The 22,132-nt window shown below is 68.0% G+C and carries 18 protein-coding genes and 2 pseudogenes; 7 read left to right on the forward strand and 13 right to left on the reverse strand.

Annotated elements, in window-relative coordinates; genetic code table 11:
- Positions 1–157 precede the first annotated feature (157 nt).
- Positions 158–535: a hypothetical protein gene (locus WH07_RS05040; RefSeq protein ID WP_046495801.1), complete on the forward strand. Its 378-nt coding sequence runs from the start codon at positions 158–160 to the stop codon at positions 533–535.
- A gap of 110 nt (positions 536–645) precedes the next feature.
- Positions 646–732 (forward strand): annotated as a pseudogene (locus tag WH07_RS40220) (IS5/IS1182 family transposase); the annotation flags it as partial.
- Positions 733–740: 8 nt separating this feature from the next.
- Here WH07_RS40220 and WH07_RS40845 read toward each other — a convergent pair.
- Positions 741–1,070 carry a hypothetical protein gene (locus WH07_RS40845; RefSeq protein WP_046495803.1) on the reverse strand — a complete coding sequence of 110 codons (330 nt, stop codon included), beginning with the start codon at positions 1,068–1,070 and terminating at the stop codon, positions 741–743.
- Between the two features lie 51 nt (positions 1,071–1,121).
- On the opposite strand from WH07_RS40845, the gene WH07_RS05050 reads away from it, so the two are divergent.
- Together WH07_RS05050 and WH07_RS05055 are read left to right on the forward strand one after the other, a co-directional pair.
- Positions 1,122–1,775 carry a helix-turn-helix domain-containing protein gene (locus WH07_RS05050; protein ID WP_046495806.1) on the forward strand — a complete coding sequence of 218 codons (654 nt, stop codon included), beginning with the start codon at positions 1,122–1,124 and terminating at the stop codon, positions 1,773–1,775.
- Complete coding sequence (locus WH07_RS05055; protein WP_046495808.1) at positions 1,772–3,385, forward strand: site-specific integrase; 1,614 nt, start codon at positions 1,772–1,774, stop codon at positions 3,383–3,385. The genes WH07_RS05050 and WH07_RS05055 overlap by 4 nt, the downstream gene beginning before the upstream one ends.
- Before the next feature lie 665 nt (positions 3,386–4,050).
- Here the strand turns inward: WH07_RS05055 and WH07_RS05060 are convergent.
- Complete coding sequence (locus tag WH07_RS05060; RefSeq protein WP_232788721.1) at positions 4,051–7,089, reverse strand: N-6 DNA methylase; 3,039 nt, start codon at positions 7,087–7,089, stop codon at positions 4,051–4,053.
- A gap of 703 nt (positions 7,090–7,792) precedes the next feature.
- On the opposite strand from WH07_RS05060, the gene gltX reads away from it, so the two are divergent.
- A complete protein-coding gene (gene gltX / locus WH07_RS05070) occupies positions 7,793–9,169 on the forward strand; it encodes a glutamate--tRNA ligase (RefSeq protein WP_232788724.1) in 1,377 nt (458 codons plus the stop codon).
- Between the two features lie 7 nt (positions 9,170–9,176).
- Here gltX and WH07_RS05075 read toward each other — a convergent pair whose 3' ends face one another.
- The 9 genes from WH07_RS05075 to WH07_RS05115 are packed head-to-tail and all read right to left on the reverse strand — an operon-like array spanning position 9,177 to position 18,438.
- Positions 9,177–10,163 (reverse strand): glycosyltransferase, encoded by a 987-nt coding sequence (locus WH07_RS05075; RefSeq protein ID WP_046495816.1) that lies wholly within the window; start codon positions 10,161–10,163, stop codon positions 9,177–9,179.
- Positions 10,160–10,774, reverse strand: coding sequence for an HD domain-containing protein (locus WH07_RS05080; RefSeq protein WP_046495818.1), 615 nt, complete (start codon positions 10,772–10,774; stop codon positions 10,160–10,162). Before WH07_RS05080 ends, WH07_RS05075 begins: the two co-directional genes overlap by 4 nt.
- Positions 10,775–10,779: 5 nt before the next feature.
- Positions 10,780–12,495, reverse strand: a complete 1,716-nt coding sequence (locus WH07_RS05085; RefSeq protein ID WP_046495821.1) for a carbamoyltransferase family protein — start codon at positions 12,493–12,495, stop codon at positions 10,780–10,782.
- Between the two features lie 23 nt (positions 12,496–12,518).
- Positions 12,519–13,316, reverse strand: a complete 798-nt coding sequence (locus WH07_RS05090; protein ID WP_046495823.1) for a radical SAM protein — start codon at positions 13,314–13,316, stop codon at positions 12,519–12,521.
- Positions 13,317–13,332: 16 nt separating this feature from the next.
- Complete coding sequence (locus WH07_RS05095) at positions 13,333–14,451, reverse strand: hypothetical protein (protein ID WP_046495826.1); 1,119 nt, start codon at positions 14,449–14,451, stop codon at positions 13,333–13,335.
- Positions 14,451–15,560 (reverse strand): radical SAM protein, encoded by a 1,110-nt coding sequence (locus WH07_RS05100; RefSeq protein WP_046495828.1) that lies wholly within the window; start codon positions 15,558–15,560, stop codon positions 14,451–14,453. The genes WH07_RS05095 and WH07_RS05100 overlap by 1 nt, the downstream gene beginning before the upstream one ends.
- 3 nt (positions 15,561–15,563) lie before the next feature.
- On the reverse strand, positions 15,564–16,562 hold the full coding sequence (locus tag WH07_RS05105) for a D-2-hydroxyacid dehydrogenase (protein WP_046495831.1): 999 nt from the start codon (positions 16,560–16,562) through the stop codon (positions 15,564–15,566).
- Complete coding sequence (locus WH07_RS05110; protein ID WP_046495833.1) at positions 16,559–17,869, reverse strand: glycosyltransferase family 4 protein; 1,311 nt, start codon at positions 17,867–17,869, stop codon at positions 16,559–16,561. The genes WH07_RS05105 and WH07_RS05110 overlap by 4 nt, the downstream gene beginning before the upstream one ends.
- 44 nt (positions 17,870–17,913) lie before the next feature.
- Complete coding sequence (locus WH07_RS05115; RefSeq protein ID WP_079022951.1) at positions 17,914–18,438, reverse strand: ATP-binding protein; 525 nt, start codon at positions 18,436–18,438, stop codon at positions 17,914–17,916.
- Between the two features lie 205 nt (positions 18,439–18,643).
- Between WH07_RS05115 and WH07_RS05125 the strand changes: the two genes are divergently transcribed.
- Positions 18,644–20,089: a carph-isopro domain-containing protein gene (locus WH07_RS05125; RefSeq protein ID WP_046495839.1), complete on the forward strand. Its 1,446-nt coding sequence runs from the start codon at positions 18,644–18,646 to the stop codon at positions 20,087–20,089.
- Between the two features lie 10 nt (positions 20,090–20,099).
- Positions 20,100–21,053, forward strand: coding sequence for an FAD-dependent oxidoreductase (locus WH07_RS05130; protein WP_046495840.1), 954 nt, complete (start codon positions 20,100–20,102; stop codon positions 21,051–21,053).
- Between the two features lie 68 nt (positions 21,054–21,121).
- Here the strand turns inward: WH07_RS05130 and WH07_RS05135 are convergent, their stop codons facing one another.
- Positions 21,122–21,679, reverse strand: a complete 558-nt coding sequence (locus tag WH07_RS05135; protein WP_157877229.1) for a hypothetical protein — start codon at positions 21,677–21,679, stop codon at positions 21,122–21,124.
- A 155-nt stretch (positions 21,680–21,834) separates the two neighbouring features.
- A pseudogene (locus WH07_RS37090) lies at positions 21,835–22,132 on the reverse strand (mobilization protein); the annotation flags it as partial.

The following is a 22,132-nucleotide window of genomic DNA, read 5'->3' on the forward strand; positions in this document are numbered from 1 at the left end:
ACCCGATTTGTGGGCACCGACAAGGAATTTGCCATGGTTCAACCAATGTTGACTAGAACAGGGCTATTCAGATGGGCGTGCCGGTTCTTACCTTCGGTGGAGCGCCGGAAGCACCGGCGCGTTTCACAGGGGGAATCGTTCACGCACGCCCCGTACCGTGGCCGCCGCCTTAGCGGCCGGCGAGCTCAGCGCCGCGTCCGCGTCCACTGCGGCAGCCGGGCCTCAGACGGCCCAGTCCTGCTACGGCAGCGCGAAGTCCTACTCCAAGCCGGCGGGCGATCGGTGGGTCCCGAACAACGGATCCACTTCGTTCCTGACGACGAGCAACTGCAACGACATCAACATCAAGCCCAACACGACCACCACGATCGCGGTCTGTTTCCTTCCGTCCTCCGGCGGCTGGTCCTGCCAGACTTCGTTCAAGACCGCCCCGGCGGGCCAGTGGACTGTGGTCGCCACCGACGTCTTGGACAACACCCGCTTCATCTTCGACTTCGGTCACACCTCGGCGAACACCGGAGTCTGGGCCGGCTGACCACCGACCGCCGTACGCGCAACGCGAGCTCGGACCGCATCGGTCCGGGCTCGCCAACGTTTGCCCCGGTTTCGGAAGCTCAGCCAAGACGGTGTCCATGTAGTGAGTAGGAACGCCGCCCCCGCAACTACCTGGCCTTCCCCGGCCTCGCCGCCGCCCTCTGCTGCTACAAACGACTCCTCCGCCTCACCACATAGGACACCGCCTAAGCGCACAGGCTATGGAGATCGCCCCCGGCTTCGATCTGGTCACCCTCCAACTGCCGGCGTTCCAACCCGAGCAGCTTCAGTAGGTCAGCAGTCACAACTCGGTAGGCGTTCCCGAGCCGAAGCACCCTGACCGGGTACACCCCCTGCTTGGCGAGCCCGTACCCGGTGGATCGTCCGATCATCAGCGCCCGGTTCGAGGTGTCGAGGTCGATCACCGCCGGGAGAGCTAGTAGCCCGTCGCTCGTCAGCCCTCGCGGCTCGCGGGAAGAAGCAGGTGCAGTCACGACAACCCCTAGCGTTGACCATTGGTGTTTCCATGCCGCCATAGATGTACCACGTAGTTGCAGCGGCCTCTTTTTCGAGCTTAAAGTGTCGCCATGACACCAAATCAATGGCCGACAGCGTTCACCGCTCGGGTCGCCCAAGCAATGCGGGAGGCGCGGAAGGTAGCCGGCCTCACCATGGCCGAGGTCGCGCAGGGCTGCGCCGACCGCGGCCTGCCTGAGATCAGCGAGCACTCCATGAAGAACCTGGAATCCGGCCGCAAGGCGAGTCTCACCATCGCGGACTTCGTGGTGCTGGCCGACGTCCTGGGCGCCCCCCCAGTGACCCTCCTCTTTCCCCTCGGGGCCTCCTCCACCGTGGAGGTCCTCCCGGGACGCGAGGAGTCCACATGGGACACGCTCGCGTGGTTCACCGGCGAGACGCCCTTGCACCAGCCTGCCCCCGAAGGCACACCCCGCGAGGTCCTCGACACCTTCCGGAACCACAGCTACCTGGTAGCCGCCGCAAGGACGTCCACCGCATTGGCCACGGAGAGACGCCGCCAGGCCAGCACCACCCTGGACCGGTCACGCCGGGCCGCTCTCCTGGAACGGGCCAGCGGCTACGAGGAGCACGCATTCGAAGACTGCGCCGAACTGCGGGCCTTCCGCGAACGCATGCGTGACCGCGACCTGGTACCGCCTGCGCTCCCCGCTGAACTGGCGCATGTCGACGACCCCGAGAACCAATCCGAGGACAACGAGTGAAGAAGGGCACGGTCTCCAGGCGCTGCGCCTGCCGCAACCCAGCCACGGGCAAGCCGTACGGGACGGCATGTCCGAAGGCATCCAACACCCGGCACGGCCTCTGGTACGTCATTCAGGAGCTTGTCCCCCGGCAGGACGGCACCCGCCACCGTTACCGCCGGGGCGGGTTCGAAACCGCGACCGACGCGAAGAATGAGCTGTCCAAAGTCGCGGCGCTCATGGCGATACCTGACGAGGACGACCCGGCCGGCCAACTCGTCATCAATGATCTCCTCGAAGCCTGCGCGGCGGCCAAGGAGCCCCTGCCGGATTACGATGAGATTCTGCGTCGCTTCAAGACCGGCCAGACGCTCAATTCGAAAACGACCGTCGGAGACTGGCTCGACACCTGGCTCGCCGGGCGCAAGCGTCTTCGCGTCACCGGCTACAAGCGCTACGCCTGCGACGTCCGCGTCCACCTCAAGCCCCATCTGGGCAGCATCCGGCTGGACAAGCTGAGGGTCCACCACCTGAACGCGATGTTCGACGCGATCAACGAGCGCAACATCGAGATCCAGGAACAGAACACCCAGCGCAAGGCGCTCCAGGCCGAACTCAACGCGACCCCGAACAAGGGCGCCGAGAACCGGGCCCGCAGGGCATCGCTCAGGGCCCAGCTCGACTCCATGCCCGCGTTCCGCCGGATCACCGGCCTCAACACCCAGCCGCACATCAGGGCCACGCTCAGGGCCGCCCTGAACGTGGCCATCGCCCAGCAGGTGATGTCCCCCTTCAACCCCGCCGAGCACGTCGAACTCCTTCCCGGCACCAAACCGAAGGCCCTCATCTGGACCGACGAACGCATCGCCCGCTGGCAAGAGACCGGCGAGAAGCCCTCGCCCGTCATGGTCTGGACCCCCGAGCAGGCTGGCACCTTCCTTGACTTCGTCGCGCAGGATCGCCTCTACATGCTCTGGCGGATCATCGCCTTCCGGGGTACGCGCCGGGGCGAAAGCTGCGGCGTCCGCTGGGAGGACCACTCCGCCAAGGCCCGCTCACTGGCCATCGCCACGCAGCTCATCCAAGACGGCTGGGACGTCCACGAGGGCGCTCCCAAGACCGACAGCGGCTTCCGCCTCATAGCCCTCGACGACGAGACCAACGAGGTGCTTCTCTCGCACAAGGCACGCCAGCAGCGGGAGCGGGAGGCGTGGGGCGAGGGCTGGCAGGACACCGGGCGCATCTTCACCCAGGAGGACGGCTCCCTTCTCCACCCCGGCAAGGTCAGCGACCTCTTCGAGCGTCTGGTCACCGCCGCCGGCCTGCCGCCGATCCGGCTTCACGATCTCCGGCACGTCGCCGCCACGCTCATGCTCGCGGCGGGAGTGGACATCAAGGTCGTCAGCGAGACACTCGGCCACTCCGACACCCGCATCACTCGCGACATCTACCAGGCGGTCCTGGACGACCTCGCACACGACGCAGCCGAGAAGGTCGTCCAACTCGTGCCCCGCACGCGCTCCCACCCGACCGCAGTTCCGGACAAGCAGCCAGTCGACGCGTCCCGTGCCCTGCCGAGGATGCACCCTCCAAAGCGCCCCTCGGTCAGGGAAGAGAAGGGCACCGCCTGACAACTATGCGACAAGGGGCTCCGGTCAGCGGGTATCTGACTGGAGCCCCTCGGCGTTTCCCCACCGCGCTGTCGAACACCTCTCTGTCCGGCCCCTGCAATCCGCTTCGGGGGCTCAGCGCCACTCACCTGGCGGTCAACACGACAGCGTCGTCGCCCTCGCGATGCAACCGCACAGAGCGCCACACCGATTTGGGGGTATCGCACAAACCTGCTGCCTACGCGCCGAACTGCTGCTCACCAGCGCTGGCCACACCCGTGCAGCGGCTCTGCAGAAATGGCCGCACCTCGGCCGCACATCGCCGTCTGCAGGCTCCCGAGCCCTCCGTCGTTCCCGAGGAAGGATCACGGAAAGGCAAAAGGCCCAGGTCAGCGAGTATCTGACCTGGGCCTCTTTGGAGCCGCCTTCGGGATTCGAACCCGAGACCTACGCATTACGAGCGCTTGCAAGATCATCCCAGACGGTGTCGCGTGATGCCGCAGCATCTCGTTTCCGCTGCTCAGGAGGATTCAGCCACGATTCGCGTGACACTGTGTCCGCCCGAATGCCAGCGGGTCCGCTCACGCAGCGCTCACGCAAGTTAGGCCCGCAGGGCCCCTCTCTTCCTCGCCGCCAGGGCTGGAGACGAGGAAGAGAGTCAAACGATTGAAGCGGGACGCTGCTTCTCAGCCGATTAGTTCGGTGACCAGTTGATCCAGTTCTTCGGCGTCGGTAGAGCTGAGGAGAAAGTCGCGCAGGGCTCGGCGGATCTGGATGTAGCTCTTGCCGCCCTCGAACTTCAGCTCCGCGATCCGCCGTGCCTCCAGCTCACCGATCTCCGCGATTCGTGCGTGCTTGACGTCGACCGGGTCGAAGTCCGGGATGGGCAGCTCCCATACGGCCTTGTCGATATGCCGTTCGTCCTTGCCGTAGGACATCAACGGGCGCACGGCTTCGGTGAGGCGTGGGGTATTGAGTAGCGCAAGGAGGTACATGCCCTCCTGCCGGGTGGCGACCGTAGCCCAGTACAGCGCGTGCTCAATAACTGCGTTCGGATCGTCCACCAGCGCGGCGGACATGTGCATTCCAGAGGCACCGTAGACCACGCGTAGAGGCGCGCCGGGAAGCTGCTCGGTCAGCTTCTTCCGGAAGTTGAGCTGTTCGGCCAGGGAAAGCCGGGCACTGGAGCGGTTGTCATCCCAGAGTCGTTCGGCGTCGCGCCACCATTTCGCCAGGTCCGGGTATCGGTCGAGGTGGTCATGCTCACCATCCATGATGGTATTCGTCCCCTCGATGGGCAGGACGACCTTGTCGGCACCGATGATCCTGTAGGGAACGACGTGCTCCCCGAGCAAGATGGGCCGAACGAATTGCTTCTCGACCGTTCCTTCCCGGTCGGAGAGTTCCTTCCAAGGCTTCTTCTCCATAGCGCTGCGCTGTGAGCGGACCGAGACACGACCGCCGCCGAGCCCGAGGGGACTGGCAGCCTGTTCCTGGACGAAAAAGAGGACCTTGGGAACGACGGTAGCCCCCTGCCCAAACCGGTCCCGGTACGGCGAACTGATCAGCCCGTCCTTGGGGTAGCGCAGCTCACCTGCCTTCCGGGTGATCCAGCCCCTGGCGCGTTCCCAACGAGCGGCGCTCTTGGCGATCTTCCCCGTCCAGATTTCAGTCTGCTTAGGCAGAGCGACGGCGCTGTTGCCCTGCTGACCGATGGCGAGCGAGCGGCGGCGACCGAAGATGACGGCGGCAGCACGGGGGAAGAAGTGCGGACGTAGCCGACGCAGGTCCCAGGAGCCGGTGAAGTTGACCTTGACGGGGTGGTCGGGGTCGCTCCATTCTCCGCTGCGGAAGCCGGTCCAGTAGGGACGATCCAGCACGGGATTGGGGACGACGAAGGCGAAAGAACCGCCATCCCGTAGGTACTGCTGGACAGCGCGAGCGATGAACAGGCCAGAAAGATCCTGATGGGTAGCGACCTCAAAGCCCTTCCACAGGCCGCGGGCCTGCATCATCTCCTTGAAGGTCGTCTGCATGTCGCTCGGCATGTGCCGGTAGGAAAGCCACGGCGGATTGCCGACGAGGACGTCAACACGGTTCTCGGCGCGGGACAGCCACATGGGGCGGGCCAGGTTGCGAACGTAGTAGGACCAAATGTGGTTGCGGCCCTCGTCGACCAAGTCACACAGGACACGGAAGTTGTCCGTCAGCTCTTCCCGGTCGTCCACGCCGGAGACCCCGTGTCGGTTGAAGAGGGCGCTGAGGGAGGGCAACTTGCCTTCAGCTCGGTGCGGGTCAGCTGCCTTGTCAGCGAGCTCGTTGACGATCGAGTCAAAGCGGCTGGCATCTTGCAACAAGGCTTCGGAGAAGCGAAGTTCGTTGGTGAAGAGCTGGTTGCCCGTGCCGGTCTGGATGACGAGGTGGCCATGGTCGATGAGGTCAGTGCGCTGGTCCCACTGGAGGCTGTCGCCCAGGTAGACGGGGACGCTTATCGGGCCGCGCTCCTCAGAGGTAAGCGTTTCGCGGCCGATAGCGAGGAGATAGGTGACGCGGGCAAGGGCTACGGCGACAGGGTGGAGATCGATGCCTGCAACATGGTCGTGGAGCCCGTCCAGCGCCTCTCTCAGCGGCAGTCCGTTGTCCCGCGCGGCCGCCAGATAGCGGCGGACGCCGTGGAAGAGGAACGTGCCGGAACCACACGACGGGTCCATGATCCGCAGGTTCAGCGGATCGGGGACCGCCTCGGCCACCGTCGCTTCCGCCAACCAGTCTGGCGTGTAGTACTCGCCCTGCTTCTTGCGGGTCTCCGCGGCGATGACCGACTCGTACAGAACCTTCAGTACGTCATGCTCGACCCTTGACCAGTCGAAGCCTGCGAGGCGACGAGACAGGTCTTGGACAAATCCCTCGCCGCCCTCAATCTCAAGCGGCCAGCCGAAGAAGTCCGACTCGACCACACCCGAGATCCGTGCCTGTGTGAACAGCTGACCGTTGACTAGCGAGGCTGGCGGGGTGTCCTTCACGTCGATGCCCATCACCGCGTGGGCGATGATCGAGGCGGTATTCACGAGGAGCGTGTGCTCGATGAACAGATCGTCGCTGTCCTCGAACTGAGCGCCCAGGGCACTGCGCAGCAGCCGTGACCACAGATCGCGCTTCAGCTGGACGGTCGGCAGACTCTTGTTTTCCTCGTACAACGCGGCCAGTACCGTCTTGTCGATGGAGTGGGCGACGCTGTCCGCTCCAAGGCGGGTTGCGATGGCGTCCGGCGTGGGTGCCGCGCCCTCGGACGTCGCCAGGACACCTTCGAGCCACCGGACCAGGTCCAGCGCCTTGACGTTGCGCTCCCGCGCATCGAAATGGCTAACCTCGTTCAGCTCGTTGTTGACCAGCGTGTAAGCACGCCAGTCAGCGCCGTCGGTGAGGATGCCGACGTGCCGCCGCTCACGTTGCTCGGTACGGGCCCGCACATACTTCGCCAGTTGCGGGACCGCGTCCTTGCGAATCTTTGGGCGGCTAATGTCCTTCTTGACCTCTATTACGGTCGCGCCCATCTCAATGTCAATGCGGTGACCAGTGCCGCCACCCACCTGCGCTTCCAGCACGGGAGTCAAAAGATCCTGCTCGCCGAGATTGAGGTCCGCATCCAGCAGGAACTGGCGAATGTCTGCCTGCAGTGTCGCTTCGGCGCGGACAGCCTTGCGCTCGATGACCCGCTTGAACACGGTTTCAAGCGCAGTAGGCGAAGGAGGGACTGAGAGCGTCACGGCGAGAGCTCCAGGAGCGTCAAGGTGTGTAGGGCAGCGAAGGGACGTCTGGTCCCGTTGGCCATTGTTGTGCAGGTGGTACGAGCCAGCACAGTCTTTGCTGGGCGGAGCCGCGCTGTCACCCTGGTTCAGCACGCTTCTCACGGCTCGTCGGCCTGCAGCACGCTGCTGCAGCGCTCATCCGCGTTGAAACGACCACCATCGAAGAGGTTGAAGGACCTCGTCCCCTTCTCCCGAGTTTGTGCCCGGTCCACGACGAGTGGGCAGCCGATGGCCGGCATGACAGCCAGGTCCCCATGGACCTCGCACATGCTGGCTTGTAGAAAGACTCACCCTGCTCGACGTATCCGGCGGGGATGCGCGGATATGGCGGCAGTCGTGCACATGAGGGCCCTGTAAGCAGCACTCGGTCGACGCCATCGAAGAAAAATACACCCGCTACCGCGCGGTGGGCCATCTACGCTTCGTGCTCGTTCTCGGTGACGGACTCTAGCCTCCGACGGTGCCGAGCCTGCGTGCCGTGTCTGCCACGGACTGGGACGTCCGGAAAACGTCGGCACTGAGGTAGGTGGAGTGACCAGGGCGGGTGTCCGGCGTCGGTACCCTGGAGCGCATGTCTACTGCCCCGGTTCGCGTTCGTTTCGCCCCGTCTCCGACCGGCATGTTCCATGTTGGTGGTGCGCGGTCCGCTCTCTATAACTGGGCCGTGGCACGACAGTCCGGCGGCACGTTCGTCCTCCGGATCGAGGACACCGACGCGGCCCGGAACAAGCCGGAGTGGATCGACGGGATCATCAGCGCGCTCGCGGCGATCGGCATCCACGGTGAGGACGCGGCCTTCGAGGGGCCGTACTTCCAGTCGCACAACGCCGACCGGCACAGGGAAGCGGGCCTGCAGCTCTTCGCGGCCGGGCGGGCGTACTACTGCGACTGCACCCGGGAGCAGTTGAAGGAGCGCACGGGGTCGGAGCATCTCGGGTACGACGGGTTCTGCCGGGAGCGGGGGCTGGCCTTCGAGGAGGGGCGGGCGCTGCGGTTCCGGACGCCGGACGAGGGTGAGACCGTGGTGCTCGACCTGGTCCGCGGCGAGCCGGCGTTCCCGAACAGCGCGATCGAGGACTTTGTGATCGCCCGTGGCGACGGGTCTCCGGTCTTCTTGATCGCCAACGTGGTTGATGACCTGGACGAGGGAATCACGCAGGTCATCCGGGGCGAGGAGCACCTGTCGAACACGCCGAAGCAGCAGCTGCTGTGGGAGGCGCTCGGCGCCCAGCCGCCGGTGTGGGCGCACCTGCCGGTGATCGTGAACGAGAAGCGGCAGAAGCTTTCGAAGCGCCGCGACAAGGTCGCTCTGGAGGACTACCTCGCGGAGGGCTTCCTGCCCGAGGCGATGGTGAACTACCTCATGCTTCTGGGCTGGGGCCCCGGCGGCGACCGGGAGATCATGCCGTACGAGGAGCTGGAGCAGCTCTTCCGCATCGAGGACGTCAACACCGCGCCGGCCTTCTTCGACGTGAAGAAGCTGACGGCGTTCAACGGCGACTACATCCGCGCGCTGTCCCCCGAGCAGTTCGCCAATGCCTGCACGCCGTGGCTCGTCGCCCCGTATGCGCCATGGGCCCCGGAGGCGTTCGACAAGGACCTCTTCGAGGTGGCCGCCTCGCTGGCCCAGACCCGACTGGCGCTGCTGTCGGAGATCACCAGCTACGTGGACTTCCTGTTCCTTGACGAGCCGGTCGAGGACGAGGCGTCATGGAACAAGGCGATGAAGGCCGGTGCCGACGACATCCTGTCCGACGCCCGTGCCGAGCTGGCCACCGTCGCGGACTGGAAGGCGGACGATCTGAAGGGCGTTCTGCTTGCCGTCGGCGAGAAGCATGGCCTCAAGCTGGGCAAGGCCCAGGCGCCCATCCGGGTCGCGGTCACTGGCCGGACAATCGGACTCCCGCTGTTCGAGTCCATGGAGCTGCTCGGCCGGGACCGTGTGCTGGCCCGTCTGGACGCGGCGGCCAAGAAGCTGGCCGCCGCGCAGGCGTAGCCGCCGGTCAGGCGACCTTCGCGAGAAGGTCGCCCCAGGCGTTGCCGAAGTAGTTCAGATCGAACCGGGCCAGCGCCTCGTACGCGGCCTTGGCCTCGGTCTTGCGCGCTGCCGCGCGTTCCCGGACCTGCGTTGGCAGGCGGCCGAGGTCCGGGGCCGACTGGCCGGTCAGTGCGGCAAGGTCGCCCAGACCCGCCACCGGGCGGATCAGGCAGGGCAGGCCGAGCAGTAGGGCTTCGGCCGCGCAGCGGCTCCAGCCCTCCCGCATCCGGGGGAGGAAGACGCCGACGTCGCAGGCGCGCAGCAGCCGCAGGTACCGCTCGCGCTCCACGTCGAAGTGGGCGCCGTCGAAGCCGATGGTGTTGCTGCCGCTGGTGATCACCCGTATCCCCTGAGTTTCGACCAGAGCTGCCGAGACCTCCTCGGTGCCCTTCCAGTGCACGGCCTTGCCCGCGTACACGCCGATCATGTTCGGGGCCAGACCGAATTCGTTGCGGCATTCGGTTCGGTCGAAGCCGCGGGCCCGCTCGACCTCGGTCATGTCGAAGGCGTTGTAGATCACCCGCACGTTGTCGACGCCTCGGGCCCGGAGGAAGTCCGCCCAGTACGGGGCTACACAGACCACGGCGGCGCACTGGGGCAGGACTCGGAACAGGTGCTCCCAGAGCATGGCCTCGACGGGAGCGGAGTCGTGCTGCAGCGGCTCGTAGTGGTGGAGGAGGAACACCGTGCGGGCCCGCATCTCCGGCGTGAAGAGCAGCAAGCTCAGGTCGTCCCACACGAAGGTGCCGGTGGTGCCGTCCAGCGCTCGGACCGTCGGGGCCAGGCGGGCGAGGTGGCGGAGCTTGCGCCAGCGGCGGACGCGATAGGTGCGCTTGTGGTCCGGGACCGTGCGCCACTCCACGTCGTCGGCCGTCGCCTCGTGAAGCATCCGCAGGTAGACCCGGCCGCCGGTCCGGCCGACCGGCTCCATCGAGTAGACGACCCGCTTCACGGACGTACCTCCTGTTGGCGTTGGACGTACTCGGCGTGGAGCAGCGCGCGCATGGCCGCCAGGTGGGGGCTGAGGCCGCGGGCGGCGTCGGCGAGCGGGAGGTAGAAGTCCTCCAGGCTCTGGAGGAATCGCCGACGCCTGTCGACGTTGGGCGAGGCAGCGAGATCGCGCAGGTTGTGGAGGCGGTCGGCGAGCCGGACAAGGAGGTCCTCGGATGGGAGCGCGGCCTGCTTGAAGCGCCAGCTGGTTTCGTCGCCAACGGCCTTGGGACGCTGTTCGAGGCGGTGGTCGGCCGTCATGGCACGCAGGCGAGCGGTGAACCGGGCGCCGAGGTGCTGGACGAGTAGTGGCTCCGATTCGGGAGCCACTTCCAGGGCGTCGTGGAGGAGGGCGAGGATGAGAGTCTCGGGGTGGCTGACCCTGATCTCCGTACGCAAGAGCGTGACGACGGCCAGCGGGTGCTCCAGGTACGGGGTGCCCTGATCGCGGGTGTGTCCGTCGTGGACGGTGAGGGCGAGGGTGCCGGCAACGCGGGCGCGGGACTGTTCGTCCGTGCCCCACGAGGCGGCGCCGAGGGCGGTCAGGACGTGGTCCAGGTCGATGGGGTTCATCCGCCTCACCTCGTACGGAGGGCCGTGGCACGGGGGTCGGACACGTGGTCGGCGAGCAGCAGGGTGTCCCCGACCGCGAGGGCGTCAAGGCCCAGGTCCGCCGTCGCCGCCACGGCTTGCTCGGCGGTCCGCAGGATCGGGGTGCCCTTTCGGTTGAACGAGGTGTTCAGCAGCAGCGGCAGTCCGGCGCGCTCGTGGAACTGCTCCAGGAGTTCACGCAGGCCCAGGTGGTCCGCGGCGACGGACTGGACGCGGGCGGTGCCGTCGTGATGGGTGACCGCGGCGATGCGGTCCGCTCGGCATCGGCGGACGTGGGCGACCCGGTTCATGAAGGGGTCGCCGGCCGACATGAACCACTCCGTGGCGTGCTCGGCGAGGACGGCCGGGGCGAAGGGGCGATACGAGGCTCGCTTCTTGATCGCGTTGAGGCGGTCTCGCGTGGCGGCGTGGCCGGGGTGGGTGAGGATCGAGCGGTGGCCGAGGGCTCGTGGCCCGAATTCGAGTTGCCCCTGCACCCAGCCGACGATGTGGTGTTCCGCGAGCAGCGCGGCAACCGTGGGGGCCACTGTCTGCCCGAGGTCGGTCAACGCGCGGTATCCGGTCGGCACCGCCGTCGGCGGCAGGGCGCCCGGCCGTGGGCCCCAGGCCGCGTCGGTCGGCACGGGGAGGAGCCCCTGCCCGAGCTGGTAGTGCCAGCCGTACAGCGCGGCGCCGACGGCGGTGCCCGCGTCGTGCGGGGCTGGGGCCACGAACAGGGTGTCGAAGCCGCTTTCGGCTGCCAGCTGACCGTTGAGGTGGGAGTTCAGGGCGCACCCGCCCGAGAACACCAACGTCGAGGCCCTGGTGAGCCGTTGCAGGTGGCGGGCGATGTGGACGACCGATTCGGCGAAGACCTCCTGGACGGCGGCGGCCAGGTCGGCCCGCTCGTCTTCGGGCTGCTCCGTGACGTTGTCAGCGGTCCAGGCCCGGCTACCGAGCAGCAGCGGTGTGCTGCTGTCCGCCGAGCCCCAGGGGTGATTGATGCGGACCTCGCCGTCGTCGCCGAGCCGGATCAGCTCGCGGATCTGGGCTCCGTAGCGCTGGGGATCGCCGAAGGCCGCGAGCGCCATCATGCTGCCTTCGGGCTCGTCGCCGGGCGGGATCACCCGCCGCGCGAGATTCCGGTAGAAGTGCCCAAGCGAGGAGTGGACGCGCCGAGGTCCGGCCGGGCTGGGGAGAACGGTCGGCATGCCCTGGTGGAGGCGGTCGATGCGATCGGGCCGCAGGTCGTACCCGGTGATGCGCTCGCGGCCAGGGCCGAAGTCGGAGCCGAGGGAGGAGCCGCCGGCGTCGATGACGAGGCCCGCCGCGTGCTCGTGGCCGGAGAGCAGGTAGCCGGAGAGCACGTGGGCCGTGTGGTGGGAGAGGAGGCGGAGATGTTCGCCGAGCGGGGCGGGCAGGAGGGCGGCGAGTTCGTCGCGCTCCTCGGCCAGCCACCAACCGGCGGCGGGGTTGGGGCGCATGGACGCGGCCCAGACGGCGTCGACGTCCTGCGGTTCGAGGCCGGCGGTTTCCAAGCACCACTGGAGCGCGCGGGTCGGGGCGGTGAGCGTGCCCTTTCGGGTGGGGTGGTTGTGTTTGACGCCACTCCAGCGTTCCTCCTCGGCCGCGTAGAGGCGGCCGTCGACGACTAAGGCGGCGCTGGTGTCGTGGTGGAAGTTCAGTCCGAGGACTGCGGGCATGGTCGTGTACCTCCGGTCTGGGGTCAGACGGTGAGGGCAGGGACGGGCAGGAGGGCGGCGCCGGAGTCGGTGTACTCGTGGCAGCGCAGGCAGAACCGGAAGTGGTGGCCGCGGGGCGCGAACACCTTGGCCGCGAAGTCTTTGTCCCAGATGCTGAATTCGCTGTCTTCCTTCGCCATGGCGTTGAAGCAGCGGTAGCAGGATCCGTCCATCTCGATCATCAGATGCTGGTCGAGGTAGCGGTCGCACATGCCGCGCAGCTCGTTCGTCGGTTGGCCGACGTCGACGTGGTGCACGTGGTTCGTAACGTGGATGGCGCCGTACCTGTCGCACAGCCTCGCGAGCTGCGTGAGGCGCGAGGAACTGATGCCTTCCAGGACGCTGTTGATGACCACGGTCTTGCCTGCCTCGCGGAGGCGGGGCACGACGGCGTGGACTTCGTCGTAGTTCTCGTGCTCGTCGTCGCAGCCGATGAGGACCTGGTCATACGAGCGGAGGGCGGCCTCCATGATCCGCTTGTTGCGGGCCAGGGTGATGGCGTTCGTGCCCAGGACCATGACCTTGTCCGGCAGGCGGGTGCGGGCCGCGTCACTGAGGGTGGGGAAGTCCCGGTGCACGGTGGGCTCGCCGCCGTTGATGTGCAGCTGCTGGAAGGGGATGGTCTCCAGCCTGGCCAGGATGGTGGAGAACAGCTCCAGGGACATGTTCTCGCCCTGGGCGCCGTCGGCGAAGATACAGAAGTCGCAGGACCGGTTGCACTTCGTCGTGATCTTGATCTTGGCCGTCTTCAGGGCGCGGGGCAGGGGCGCACGCGCGGGCATGGCGGGACTCCTTGCGTCAGGGGTGGTAGTCACCGGGGGTGAGACTGAGGAATTCCTGCACGGTGGACTTTTGCCGGTGCCAGAGCGCGAGGGTCGCGCGCAGCGTGTCGGCGGTGGTCGGTCCGGTGGGGATCAGCGCCGCCATCCGGACGGCCAGCCGCTGGGAGGAAGTGGTCTCGTCCGCCGCGAGCGCGTTCAGGATCTGCGCGGCGGCTCGGAGTTCCTTCGCCTCGCGCCGGATCAGGTAGTCCGTAGCCACGTTGGGCGGCGGGTCGAGGTAGTACAGCCAGCGGGCGATGCGTACGCGGAGCATTCCGGCGGCCATCACCCAGTCGGTACGGGCCTGTTCCTCGTCCTGGTCAGCGGGACGGTCCATGTCGGGGACGCGGCGCATGGCTGCTTCCAGGGCGACATGGGCCGTGCGAAGGAGACGACGCGGACTGCGGGGACGGGCGTCGGGTCCGTCTTCGGCGTGTCCGAGGAACAGCTCGGCGTACCTGTCGAGACCGTCCGGACGCCATTGTGTGAGGGCGGCCGTCTTGCCGGGGCAGCGGGTCCGTGTCGCGAGCGCGGCTGCGGCGAACCAGCACGGGGCGAGGTAGTGCCAGGCCACGCAGTGGCGCCGGTACGCGGCGATGTCCTCCACCACGTTGTCGGTGCTGTCCGCCGTCAGCTCGTATCGACCTCCCAGCCGCCCCTGGAGGATTCCCCGATAGAACCGCTCGTCGACTTCGCACCACGGCGCCATCTGCGCCCGGGACTTCCAGCGCTGGAAGTCCCGGGCGCTCCCGCTGATCAGCGACCAGGTCGCGAGCTCGGGCGCGGAGACGAGCCGTCCGTCCACCTCGGCCACGGTGAACGCGAAGCCGGGCGGGTGCTCCAGGAGACGTCGATGGGAGACCTCCCGGCCGACTGCGGCGGTGTGCGCTGCGGCCAGGCGGTGGTTCCACTCCTCCCAGTCCGCCGGGGCCCGGGGAACGAGGATCCGTACGTCGATGTCGGAGTGGGGAGCCAGCAGGTCGGCCGTCTGCCACTTGTGGGTGAGCATCACCGCGCCGACGCCGTGGGCTTCCAGTTCGCGCTCGTACAGCGCTCCCAGCCCCAGGTAGAGGGGCGGCGCTTCGACCACGGCCATCACCGTTCCCCCGTGGAGGCGCGGGCGCAGGCGGGCCGGGCTGCGTCCGTGGTCAGGAGCGGGAGCAGGGGCAGGACCGGGGTGCCTTCGGGGCGCTCCATCCGGTCCCAGCGCAGGTCGTAGTCGACGTAGTGGAACCCTTGCCAGGCGTCGTTGGTGTTGCGGTCGAGCATGGCCTGGAAGAGGTGGGCGAAGGCGTCGCCGAGGGTGCCGTCGGAGAGGTGGGGCTTCAGAGGGATGTCGCGGTTGTGGAGGACGCATGGGCGGGCCACGCCCGTGGGGGTGATCTTGATGCGGTTGGCGTCGGAGCAGGTGGCGCAGCTGGAGTTGGAGATGAAGCCGATTGAGCCCGCCCAGCCGTCGGGTCGGAGATACCGCCCGGGGCTGCGGACCCCGAGCTCCTCTCTGCGGACCTCGCCGGCGTCCGCGAACCACTCGTGGAGACGGTCGCGTACCTCCGCCTCGGGGATGAACTCGGTGTCGAAGAGTGCCTGCGCGGGGCCGATGTTCTGAAGTTCGATCAGCCGGACCGCGATGGGCAGGTCGCGGGCGAGCTCCGCCACAGCGAAGGCGTCGTCCAGGTAGGTGCGCTGGAGAACGCAGTTGATCTTCACGCGCAGGCCGAGGGAGAGCGCGGTGTCGAGGGTGCGTCGGGTGACGCGTGGGTCGCCGCCGCCCATGATCTCGGCGGACCGGGCCGGGTCGAGGCTGTGGAGGCTGAGGTTGAGGTACGTCAGGCCGGCTCGGTGGAGCTTCTCGACGCTCAGTCCGCGGCGCAGGTTGCCGTGGCTCGTCATGCCGATCGCGGCGTCGGGCCCGAGGCCGTCGGCCAGGCCCGCGATCACGTCGAGGATGTCTGCCCGTAGGGTCGGCTCCCCGCCGGAGCAGTGCGCCTTCCTGATTCCCCAGGCACCGGCCTCGGCGGCGATGGCGGCGTAGTCGGAGGCGGTCAGGGGGCGGTCCTTGTGACCGTAGTCCGGCATGCAGCGCGGCTTGCAGAACACGCAGTCCAGGTTGCAGAGCGAGTTCAGGGTGAAGGCCAGGTAGGGGTGGTTGCGGCCGGTCGCGGCGAAGGCGGCGGCCAGGTCGCGCTGGGTTGCGGTGGGCATCGGTCAGCCTCCTACGAGGGGGGAGCGGGTAGCGGGCACCTCGGCCAGGCCGTTGAGCGGCTGGTCAGTGAGATGGCGGCGCAGGTTGTCGGCGAAGAACGCGACTGCCTCGTCCATGTACGTGCGGCTGAGCGTGGAACTCTTCGGCGTGAGGACGACCCGGGGGTGGAGCCGCAGCGGATGGCGGGCGGGCAGCGGTTTCGGGTCGAAAACGTCCAGGGCGGCGCCTCGAAGGTGGCCGCCATTGAGGGCGGCTAGGAGGGCCGACTGGTCGATGGTCGACGCGCGGCCGAGGTTGAGGAAGACGGACTTCGGCTTGAAGGCCGTGAAGAGGCCGTGGTCGAAGAAGCGGTCCGTGGCCCGGGTGGCGGGCAGCAGATCAACCACAACATCGGCGACGGCGACCGCCTGGTGCAGGGCCGACGTCTGCATCCATGTGATCCCGCCCTCGGCGGCCACCGGCGGCGTCCGCCGTACGCCGATGACGTCCATCCCGAAGGAGTTGGCCGCACGAGCGAGGTGCTCTCCGATTCTGCCGCAGCCGACGATGGTCATCGTCGCCCCCGCCAGGTCGAAGAACTCCTCGGCCAGGTCGTCCTTCCACCAGGTCCGGTTCCGCTGAGCGAGCTGGCTCATGAACAGTCCGCGGGAGAAACCCAGGACCATCCCCATGGCGTGCTCGGCCATGGGCCTGCCGTGGAATCCGTACGAGCGGGTCAGAGCCACCCCGGCGGAGCGGGCTTCGGCGACGGGCAGATGGTCGGTGCCGGCCGCCGGGGAGGCAATCCACCTCAGATGAGGCGCGCCCAATAGCCACGACGGCTCGAACCTCCAGCCGAAGTAGACGCGTGCCTCGGCCAGCTGGTGCGGCACGGCCTCCTCGGTCGCCGTACGGAACTCTACTTCGGGGAAGGCGGCGGACAGCGTCCTCTCGTGCTCGGCGGACAACCGCCAGAAGGAGTGCGGGGACTCCAGGCTGATCAACACCACGGGCCGGTTCATCGCGCTTGGCCCTCCGCAGTGGGCGACGGCACCAGAGCCCAAGGGGCGATGCGTTTGATGACGGAGCTGATGCTGGCCTCGTAGTCGTGACGCGAGCGCACCAGGGCCGCCCCGGCACTCCTGAGCCGCTCGCGTTCTCGGGGCAGGACGGCCAGGGCGCGGTGGATCGCGGACGCCAGGGATCCTGCGTCTCGTGGTTCGGCGGTGAAGCCGGTCTCGCCCTCGACGACGGTCTGAGCCAGCCCGCCGGCACTGGTTGCCACCACCGGGCCCGCGCCGGCGGCGAACGCCTCCAGGGGGATGCGTCCGAAGGGCTCCTCCTGTGAGGGAACGACGACCGCGCGCAGGGCCGGATTGTGCAGCCAGGCGCGGATCACGGGGGTGAAGCGCGTGATCAGCGTCGCGTCCAGACCGTATGCGCGGATGCCCGCCGCCAAGTCCCTTTGGTATGCGGTGGGGCGCTCGTGTTCGTCCGAGGTCACGGCTGCCAGGACCAGGTGCGGAGTGCGGGCCCCTTGCTCCTTGAGGAGGTGCAGCGCCTCCAGAAGGTCGTCGAAGCCCTTCGTCGGAACGGCCCGACCCATGGCGAGAAGGAATCCGGCGCGGGCCTTGACGGGCAGGGGCGGCGCGCTTGCCGGCCGGGTCATCTCCTCCTGGATCAGCCCGTTCGGGACGCTCACGATGCTTCTCCGAGGAACGGCGTAGCCGACGACGAGGTGGTCCCGCATGTGCGAGGAGATGGCGCCGATCCGCCCGCCTCGGTCGGTCGCCGCCCGCAGGGCGTCGCGCTCCCAGCGGACGCGGGAGATGTCCTTGGGGCGCGTCAGCGCGGTCGTGGAGCGGGGTACGAGCAGCAGGTCCGTGGTCGGTGACGTGTAGGGGGCCAGCCCGAGGAACGGGATGTCGAGGCCGATGAGAAGGCATCGGCTCGCTCGATCCGCGATGCGTACGGCCGCCTCGCCGGCCAGGTCGCACAGCTGCACGGAGCCATGGATCGAGTCCGGCGCTGCCTGGATCTCCGGGATCGTGACGACGTCGGCCTCGGCCTGCCGCAGCATCTGCTGGACCTCGCCGGCCCACCGCCGGTCGTGCGCTCCCGCTGTCTCCGGCACGTGCGGGGTGATGACGGAGAGGCGGCCCGGCGGCAGAAGGCGGGCGAGGGCCGTGAGGAAGGCACGGTTACTGAATCCGGTGCCCGACTCCGTGCCGTAGAAGCCCTCGTTGAGGGCGACGACGACACGGGGCCGGCGGACCGCCTTCGGTACGGCCATGGGCGGGGGCGCTGGAGTCGCATGGTCGATGCGCACGGCGGGGTGCCTCCTTCAAAGACGGGGTATCGGGGGCGTGGGCGTCAGGTGCTGGCCGTCGAAGGGCTGGCCTCGCGGGTGAGTCGGCACCAGGCGCGGGTGCCGTGGGTGCCGGTCGTCAGCGACCAGGCGTCGGCAAGGGCCTCGACGATGATCAGACCTCGTCCCGATTCGGCCTGCTCGCCGGGAGCCTGAGGAGAGAACGGTGCGAGGTGAGAGCAGCCGCCGTCGGTAACGGTGATCTCGACCTCCAGACGGCCGGTGGTCAGGTTTGTGCGGTCGACGCACAGGACCAAGGGCGGGCTGCCCGAGGCGAACGCGTTCGTCGCGAGCTCCGACGTGATGAGGCGGGCGTCATCGAGGAGGCCCGCCTCGGTGCCGTGGAGCGCAACGGCCACAGCCCTCCGGGCGACTTCGGCCGCCTTCGGCCCGTACGGCAGATCTGTGATCAGCGTGGTCGCGCCGGCGCCGTCGGTGTGCCTGGACGCCGGGACACAGGCCGGACGCTCGGTGTCGTGGTCCAGCACACTGCCGAAACGGCTTCGGGAGGTGCTCGCGCGGTGTCTCAAGGCCCACCTCTTTTCCGTCGGCACCGAGAGCGGCGCCTTCCGCCGGGATCCAAGAACACCGGAGGAGGGGGGTCTCGCAGGACCCGATCAACGGGTCAACTCGGTCAACTTCCTTGGGAAGGTGGTGAATCAGCTGTCCGAGGGCGTCACCATGAGGGAGCACGGGAAGTGATGGACGAACCACTGGGGCAAGAGGTGGTCGCACGTGGCACCGCAGGCAGGGAAACCCAACGCCGTACTGGCGGGCTGCCTCGACGAACTCGGGTGGAGCCCGAAGGCGCTCGCTCGCAAGCTCAACAGGGTATTCGGGGCGGGGACGGTGGCCGAGTCGGCTCCGTACCACTGGAGGGACGTCGGCTCCCTGCCGCGCTCTCCGTTACCGATGATGGCCGCCTACGTGCTCTCCCAGGAACTGGGTAAATCTGTCTCGGTGGCGGAACTCTGGCAGGGCCGCGTCGGCGACTCCTCGGCACTCGTGCCGGCTGACACGGATCTCGCACGGCCGTGGACCGTGCAGGGCATGGAGGCGATCGTGGAGGACTGGGTGATGGGAGGGCTCGTCGACCGACGCCGGTTCCTCGCGATCTCGGGCGCGGGGCTCCTCGCGATCGTTGCCCAGTACCTCGACGGCACGGCAGGGCGCGGCCAGTACGCGCCCCGGATCACGCCGTCCTTGGGGGCCGATCCGCTCGTGGACCAGGTCGAACTGCACCTACCCCTGCTTTCCGCGCTTGACGACGAGCACGGAGGGGCACGTCACCTCCCTTACGTGGGCGCCCAGTTCCGTGCCGTCGGGCTCCTGATTCGTGAAGGCGGGCACTCCCCTGGCGTCGCGAGCCGCATGATCCGCGCACTCGCGGAGATCGGCCAGCTGGCCGGTTGGATGGCCTTCGACGCCGCCGATCACGGTCTGGCGCAGCGCTATTTCGCCACGGCGCTGCGTGCAGCACACCAGGTCAACGACCTGCCCCTGTGCGCCCACATCCTCGGTGACCTTTCCTTCCAGGCAGCCAGCCGGGGCCACCCGGCGGACGCCATTGCCCTCGGTGAGGCCGCCCGGCGAGCCAGTGACGCCGCCCCGCCGGTCGTACGGGCATCCGTCCTCTCCCGGCTGGCGTACGCGTACGCCGCCGCCGGCCGGGACAACGACTTCGCCCACACCCGCGGGGCCGCCCGCGAACTGATCGCCAGCCGGGACGGCGGCCAAGAAGAGCCACGCTGGATGTACTTTCTCACCGACAACCACTTGGACTGCCAGGCCGGTTACGGCCTCATCCAGATGGGCCGAGCTCAGCAGAAGGCGGAAGGCGGTACGAGGGGACGGGGGTTCCTCGTCCAAGGGGCGGAGATGCTTCGCTCCGGGGCGTACGACGTCCCGCGCGGCGACCCCAGTCAGCGCAGGGCCATGTTCGAAGGAGCCTGGCTGGCCCTGGGACTCAGTGCCCGTGGCGACCTGGAGGCCGCCTGCGAGATCGGTCAGATCGCTGCCGGCCGCCTGGACGTCGTGCGCTCACCCCGCAGCGCGGTCCTACTCCGACAGCTCGCCGCAGACCTGCGCCGTCGGCAGCGCAACGCCCACGTGCGCAGCTTCCTGCCCACCCTGGAGCACGCCCTCGCTGAACACGCCCCGTCGACGTCACCCGGCCGTTAGGGTCAGGAGCATGGCCGCAGGGGAGCGCGTTGTCGTTGTAGGAGCTGGGGTGGCAGGGCTCACCACCGCTGTCGTTCTAGCCGAGGCCGGAGCCTCGGTGCACGTGATCGCCGAGCAGGTGCCGGGCGTCACGTCGCTGGCGGCCGGAGCAATGTGGGGGCCGTACCTGGTCGAACCGAAGGACAAGGTCGACCAGTGGGGACAACGGTCGCTGGAGATCTTCCGCAAGCTGGCCGAGGACACCGCCACGGGCGTCCGCCTCACCAGTGGCATCGAGGCGTCCCGCACAGCCGAGGCGCCACCGGACTGGGCCACCACCCTCCCCGGCTTCCGGCCGTGCGAGCCGACTGAACTGCCGGCCGGGTTCTCGGCCGGCTACCAGTTCACGGTGCCGCTGATCGATATGCCCACCTACCTCGGCTACCTCCTGCGTCGGCTCGATGCCGCTGGGGGAACGGTTGAGCAGCGGCGCCTAGCCTCGCTCGCGGACGCCGGCCCGGCCACCGTGATCGTCAATTGCACGGGCCTGGGTGCCCAGGAACTGGCCCCGGACCATGACCTTCGGCCCATCCGCGGCCAGCACGTCGTGGTCACCAACCCGGGGCTGACCGAGTTCTTCTCCGAGGACACCGGCCTCTCACCAGACCTGCTGTGCTTCTACCCCCACGGCGACACCGTCGTCCTAGGCGGCACGGCCATCGACGGCGAAGGCGACCTCACCCCCGACGACAAGGCGGCGGCCGACATCCTGGCCCGCTGCGCCGAGGTCGAACCCCGTCTCGCCGAGGCCCGCTTTCTGGAGCATCGGATCGGTGCCCGGCCGACCCGGGCCACGGTCCGGGTGGAGGCTTACCGGCAGGGGGACGGCGCTGTGGTCGTGCACAACTACGGGCACGGTGGTGCTGGCGTCACGCTGTCATGGGGTTGTGCCGAGGAAGTACATGGGCTACTCGCCGACAAGTGAGGCAAGACGTTCCAGGACCCATGTCTGTACCGCTGCCCTCGGATACTCCGAACAGGGCCACGAGCCTCCTACGAACCCGTGGCTCTTGAAGCGGGTTCGCTTTCAACCGATGCCTTCGAGCGAAGACGTTCGTTCTCCTCTTCCAGGGCCTTGACACGTCGTTCAAGTTCGGCTCGCGTTGGTTTCTTCGCGGGCGGCGGAGTCGGGGGGACCGTGGGTTTCGGCGGCTCGCCGCGTAGTCCGATGGGTTCGAAGGCGACGATGGTCAAGCCGTCTTTCCCACATTCAGAGCATCGCTTGCTGTATCCCCCCGCGTCGACGGGGTCGGTGTACGTGTAGTGCGCCTCAGTCTCGATGATGTGGCCGCAGTACAGCCGGACACGCCACCGCATGATCTCGTAGTCCTCCTTCTTGAAGGACTGCATCAGCTTCGCGGCGTTCTCGAATGCCTGGCGGCGGCGCTCTGCCATCGCCGGGTCTGCCCGGCATTTGGCGTTGTCCTCAGCTACCTGTTGCCGGACTCGCTCGCTGCTCTCCTCGCTCTGCTTCTGACGGCGGTGATCCCTGCGGTTGAGTTTGTAATCCTCTAACGGCACGCCGCTGCTCCGGTATTCGACCTCGCTCATGGCGGGAAGCGTAGTAACGATGTGCCACGCGGCCGCAAAGATGAACCGTCTTGGCCGACTATCTTGCGCATTCCGATCCAGGATGGCGGGAGAAGCCCGTGCGTGACCGCCAGGAGGAAGTGCGCGTACCGGCCTTGGTGGCTGAGCCAGCCTCCTCACAGCCGTGGACGGTTGATCGGACGCGCGGTTATCGGAGGCGAGGCGGGCTGTGTCGCATCCGACCCCAGATCACTCGCGGATACCCGCATGGTGCTACGTCGGCGGGCGGCTTCGGCGCGGGGGTTGGGTGCGGGGTTGCGGCTGGTGTGCTGGATGCGGGTGATCAGTACGCGGGCGGGTTGGCGGGCGGTGGTCAGTTCGCGCTGGGCGACAGCTTCTTTGAGGAGTTGGTGGGGTTGGTGGCCGCCGGCTTCGGCGTCGGCGAGGAGGGTGGCCAGGGCGGGCCAGCTGGGG

The sequence above is a fragment of the Streptomyces odonnellii genome (assembly GCF_000981895.1).
Classification (GTDB): domain Bacteria; phylum Actinomycetota; class Actinomycetes; order Streptomycetales; family Streptomycetaceae; genus Streptomyces; species Streptomyces odonnellii.

What these genes read in the sequence shown, in the direction of transcription:
- WH07_RS40845 (WP_046495803.1), bottom strand. Translation starts at nt 1,070, where the DNA reads ATGGCGGCATGGAAACACCAATGGTCAACGCTAGGGGTTGTCGTGACT.
- WH07_RS05050 (WP_046495806.1), top strand. Translation starts at nt 1,122, where the DNA reads ATGACACCAAATCAATGGCCGACAGCGTTCACCGCTCGGGTCGCCCAA.
- gltX (WP_232788724.1), top strand. Translation starts at nt 7,793, where the DNA reads ATGTTCCATGTTGGTGGTGCGCGGTCCGCTCTCTATAACTGGGCCGTG.
- WH07_RS05080 (WP_046495818.1), bottom strand. Translation starts at nt 10,774, where the DNA reads ATGAACCCCATCGACCTGGACCACGTCCTGACCGCCCTCGGCGCCGCC.
- WH07_RS05085 (WP_046495821.1), bottom strand. Translation starts at nt 12,495, where the DNA reads ATGCCCGCAGTCCTCGGACTGAACTTCCACCACGACACCAGCGCCGCC.
- WH07_RS05090 (WP_046495823.1), bottom strand. Translation starts at nt 13,316, where the DNA reads ATGCCCGCGCGTGCGCCCCTGCCCCGCGCCCTGAAGACGGCCAAGATC.
- WH07_RS05095 (WP_046495826.1), bottom strand. Translation starts at nt 14,451, where the DNA reads ATGGCCGTGGTCGAAGCGCCGCCCCTCTACCTGGGGCTGGGAGCGCTG.
- WH07_RS05100 (WP_046495828.1), bottom strand. Translation starts at nt 15,560, where the DNA reads ATGCCCACCGCAACCCAGCGCGACCTGGCCGCCGCCTTCGCCGCGACC.
- WH07_RS05105 (WP_046495831.1), bottom strand. Translation starts at nt 16,562, where the DNA reads ATGAACCGGCCCGTGGTGTTGATCAGCCTGGAGTCCCCGCACTCCTTC.
- WH07_RS05130 (WP_046495840.1), top strand. Translation starts at nt 20,100, where the DNA reads ATGGCCGCAGGGGAGCGCGTTGTCGTTGTAGGAGCTGGGGTGGCAGGG.
- WH07_RS05135 (WP_157877229.1), bottom strand. Translation starts at nt 21,679, where the DNA reads ATGAGCGAGGTCGAATACCGGAGCAGCGGCGTGCCGTTAGAGGATTAC.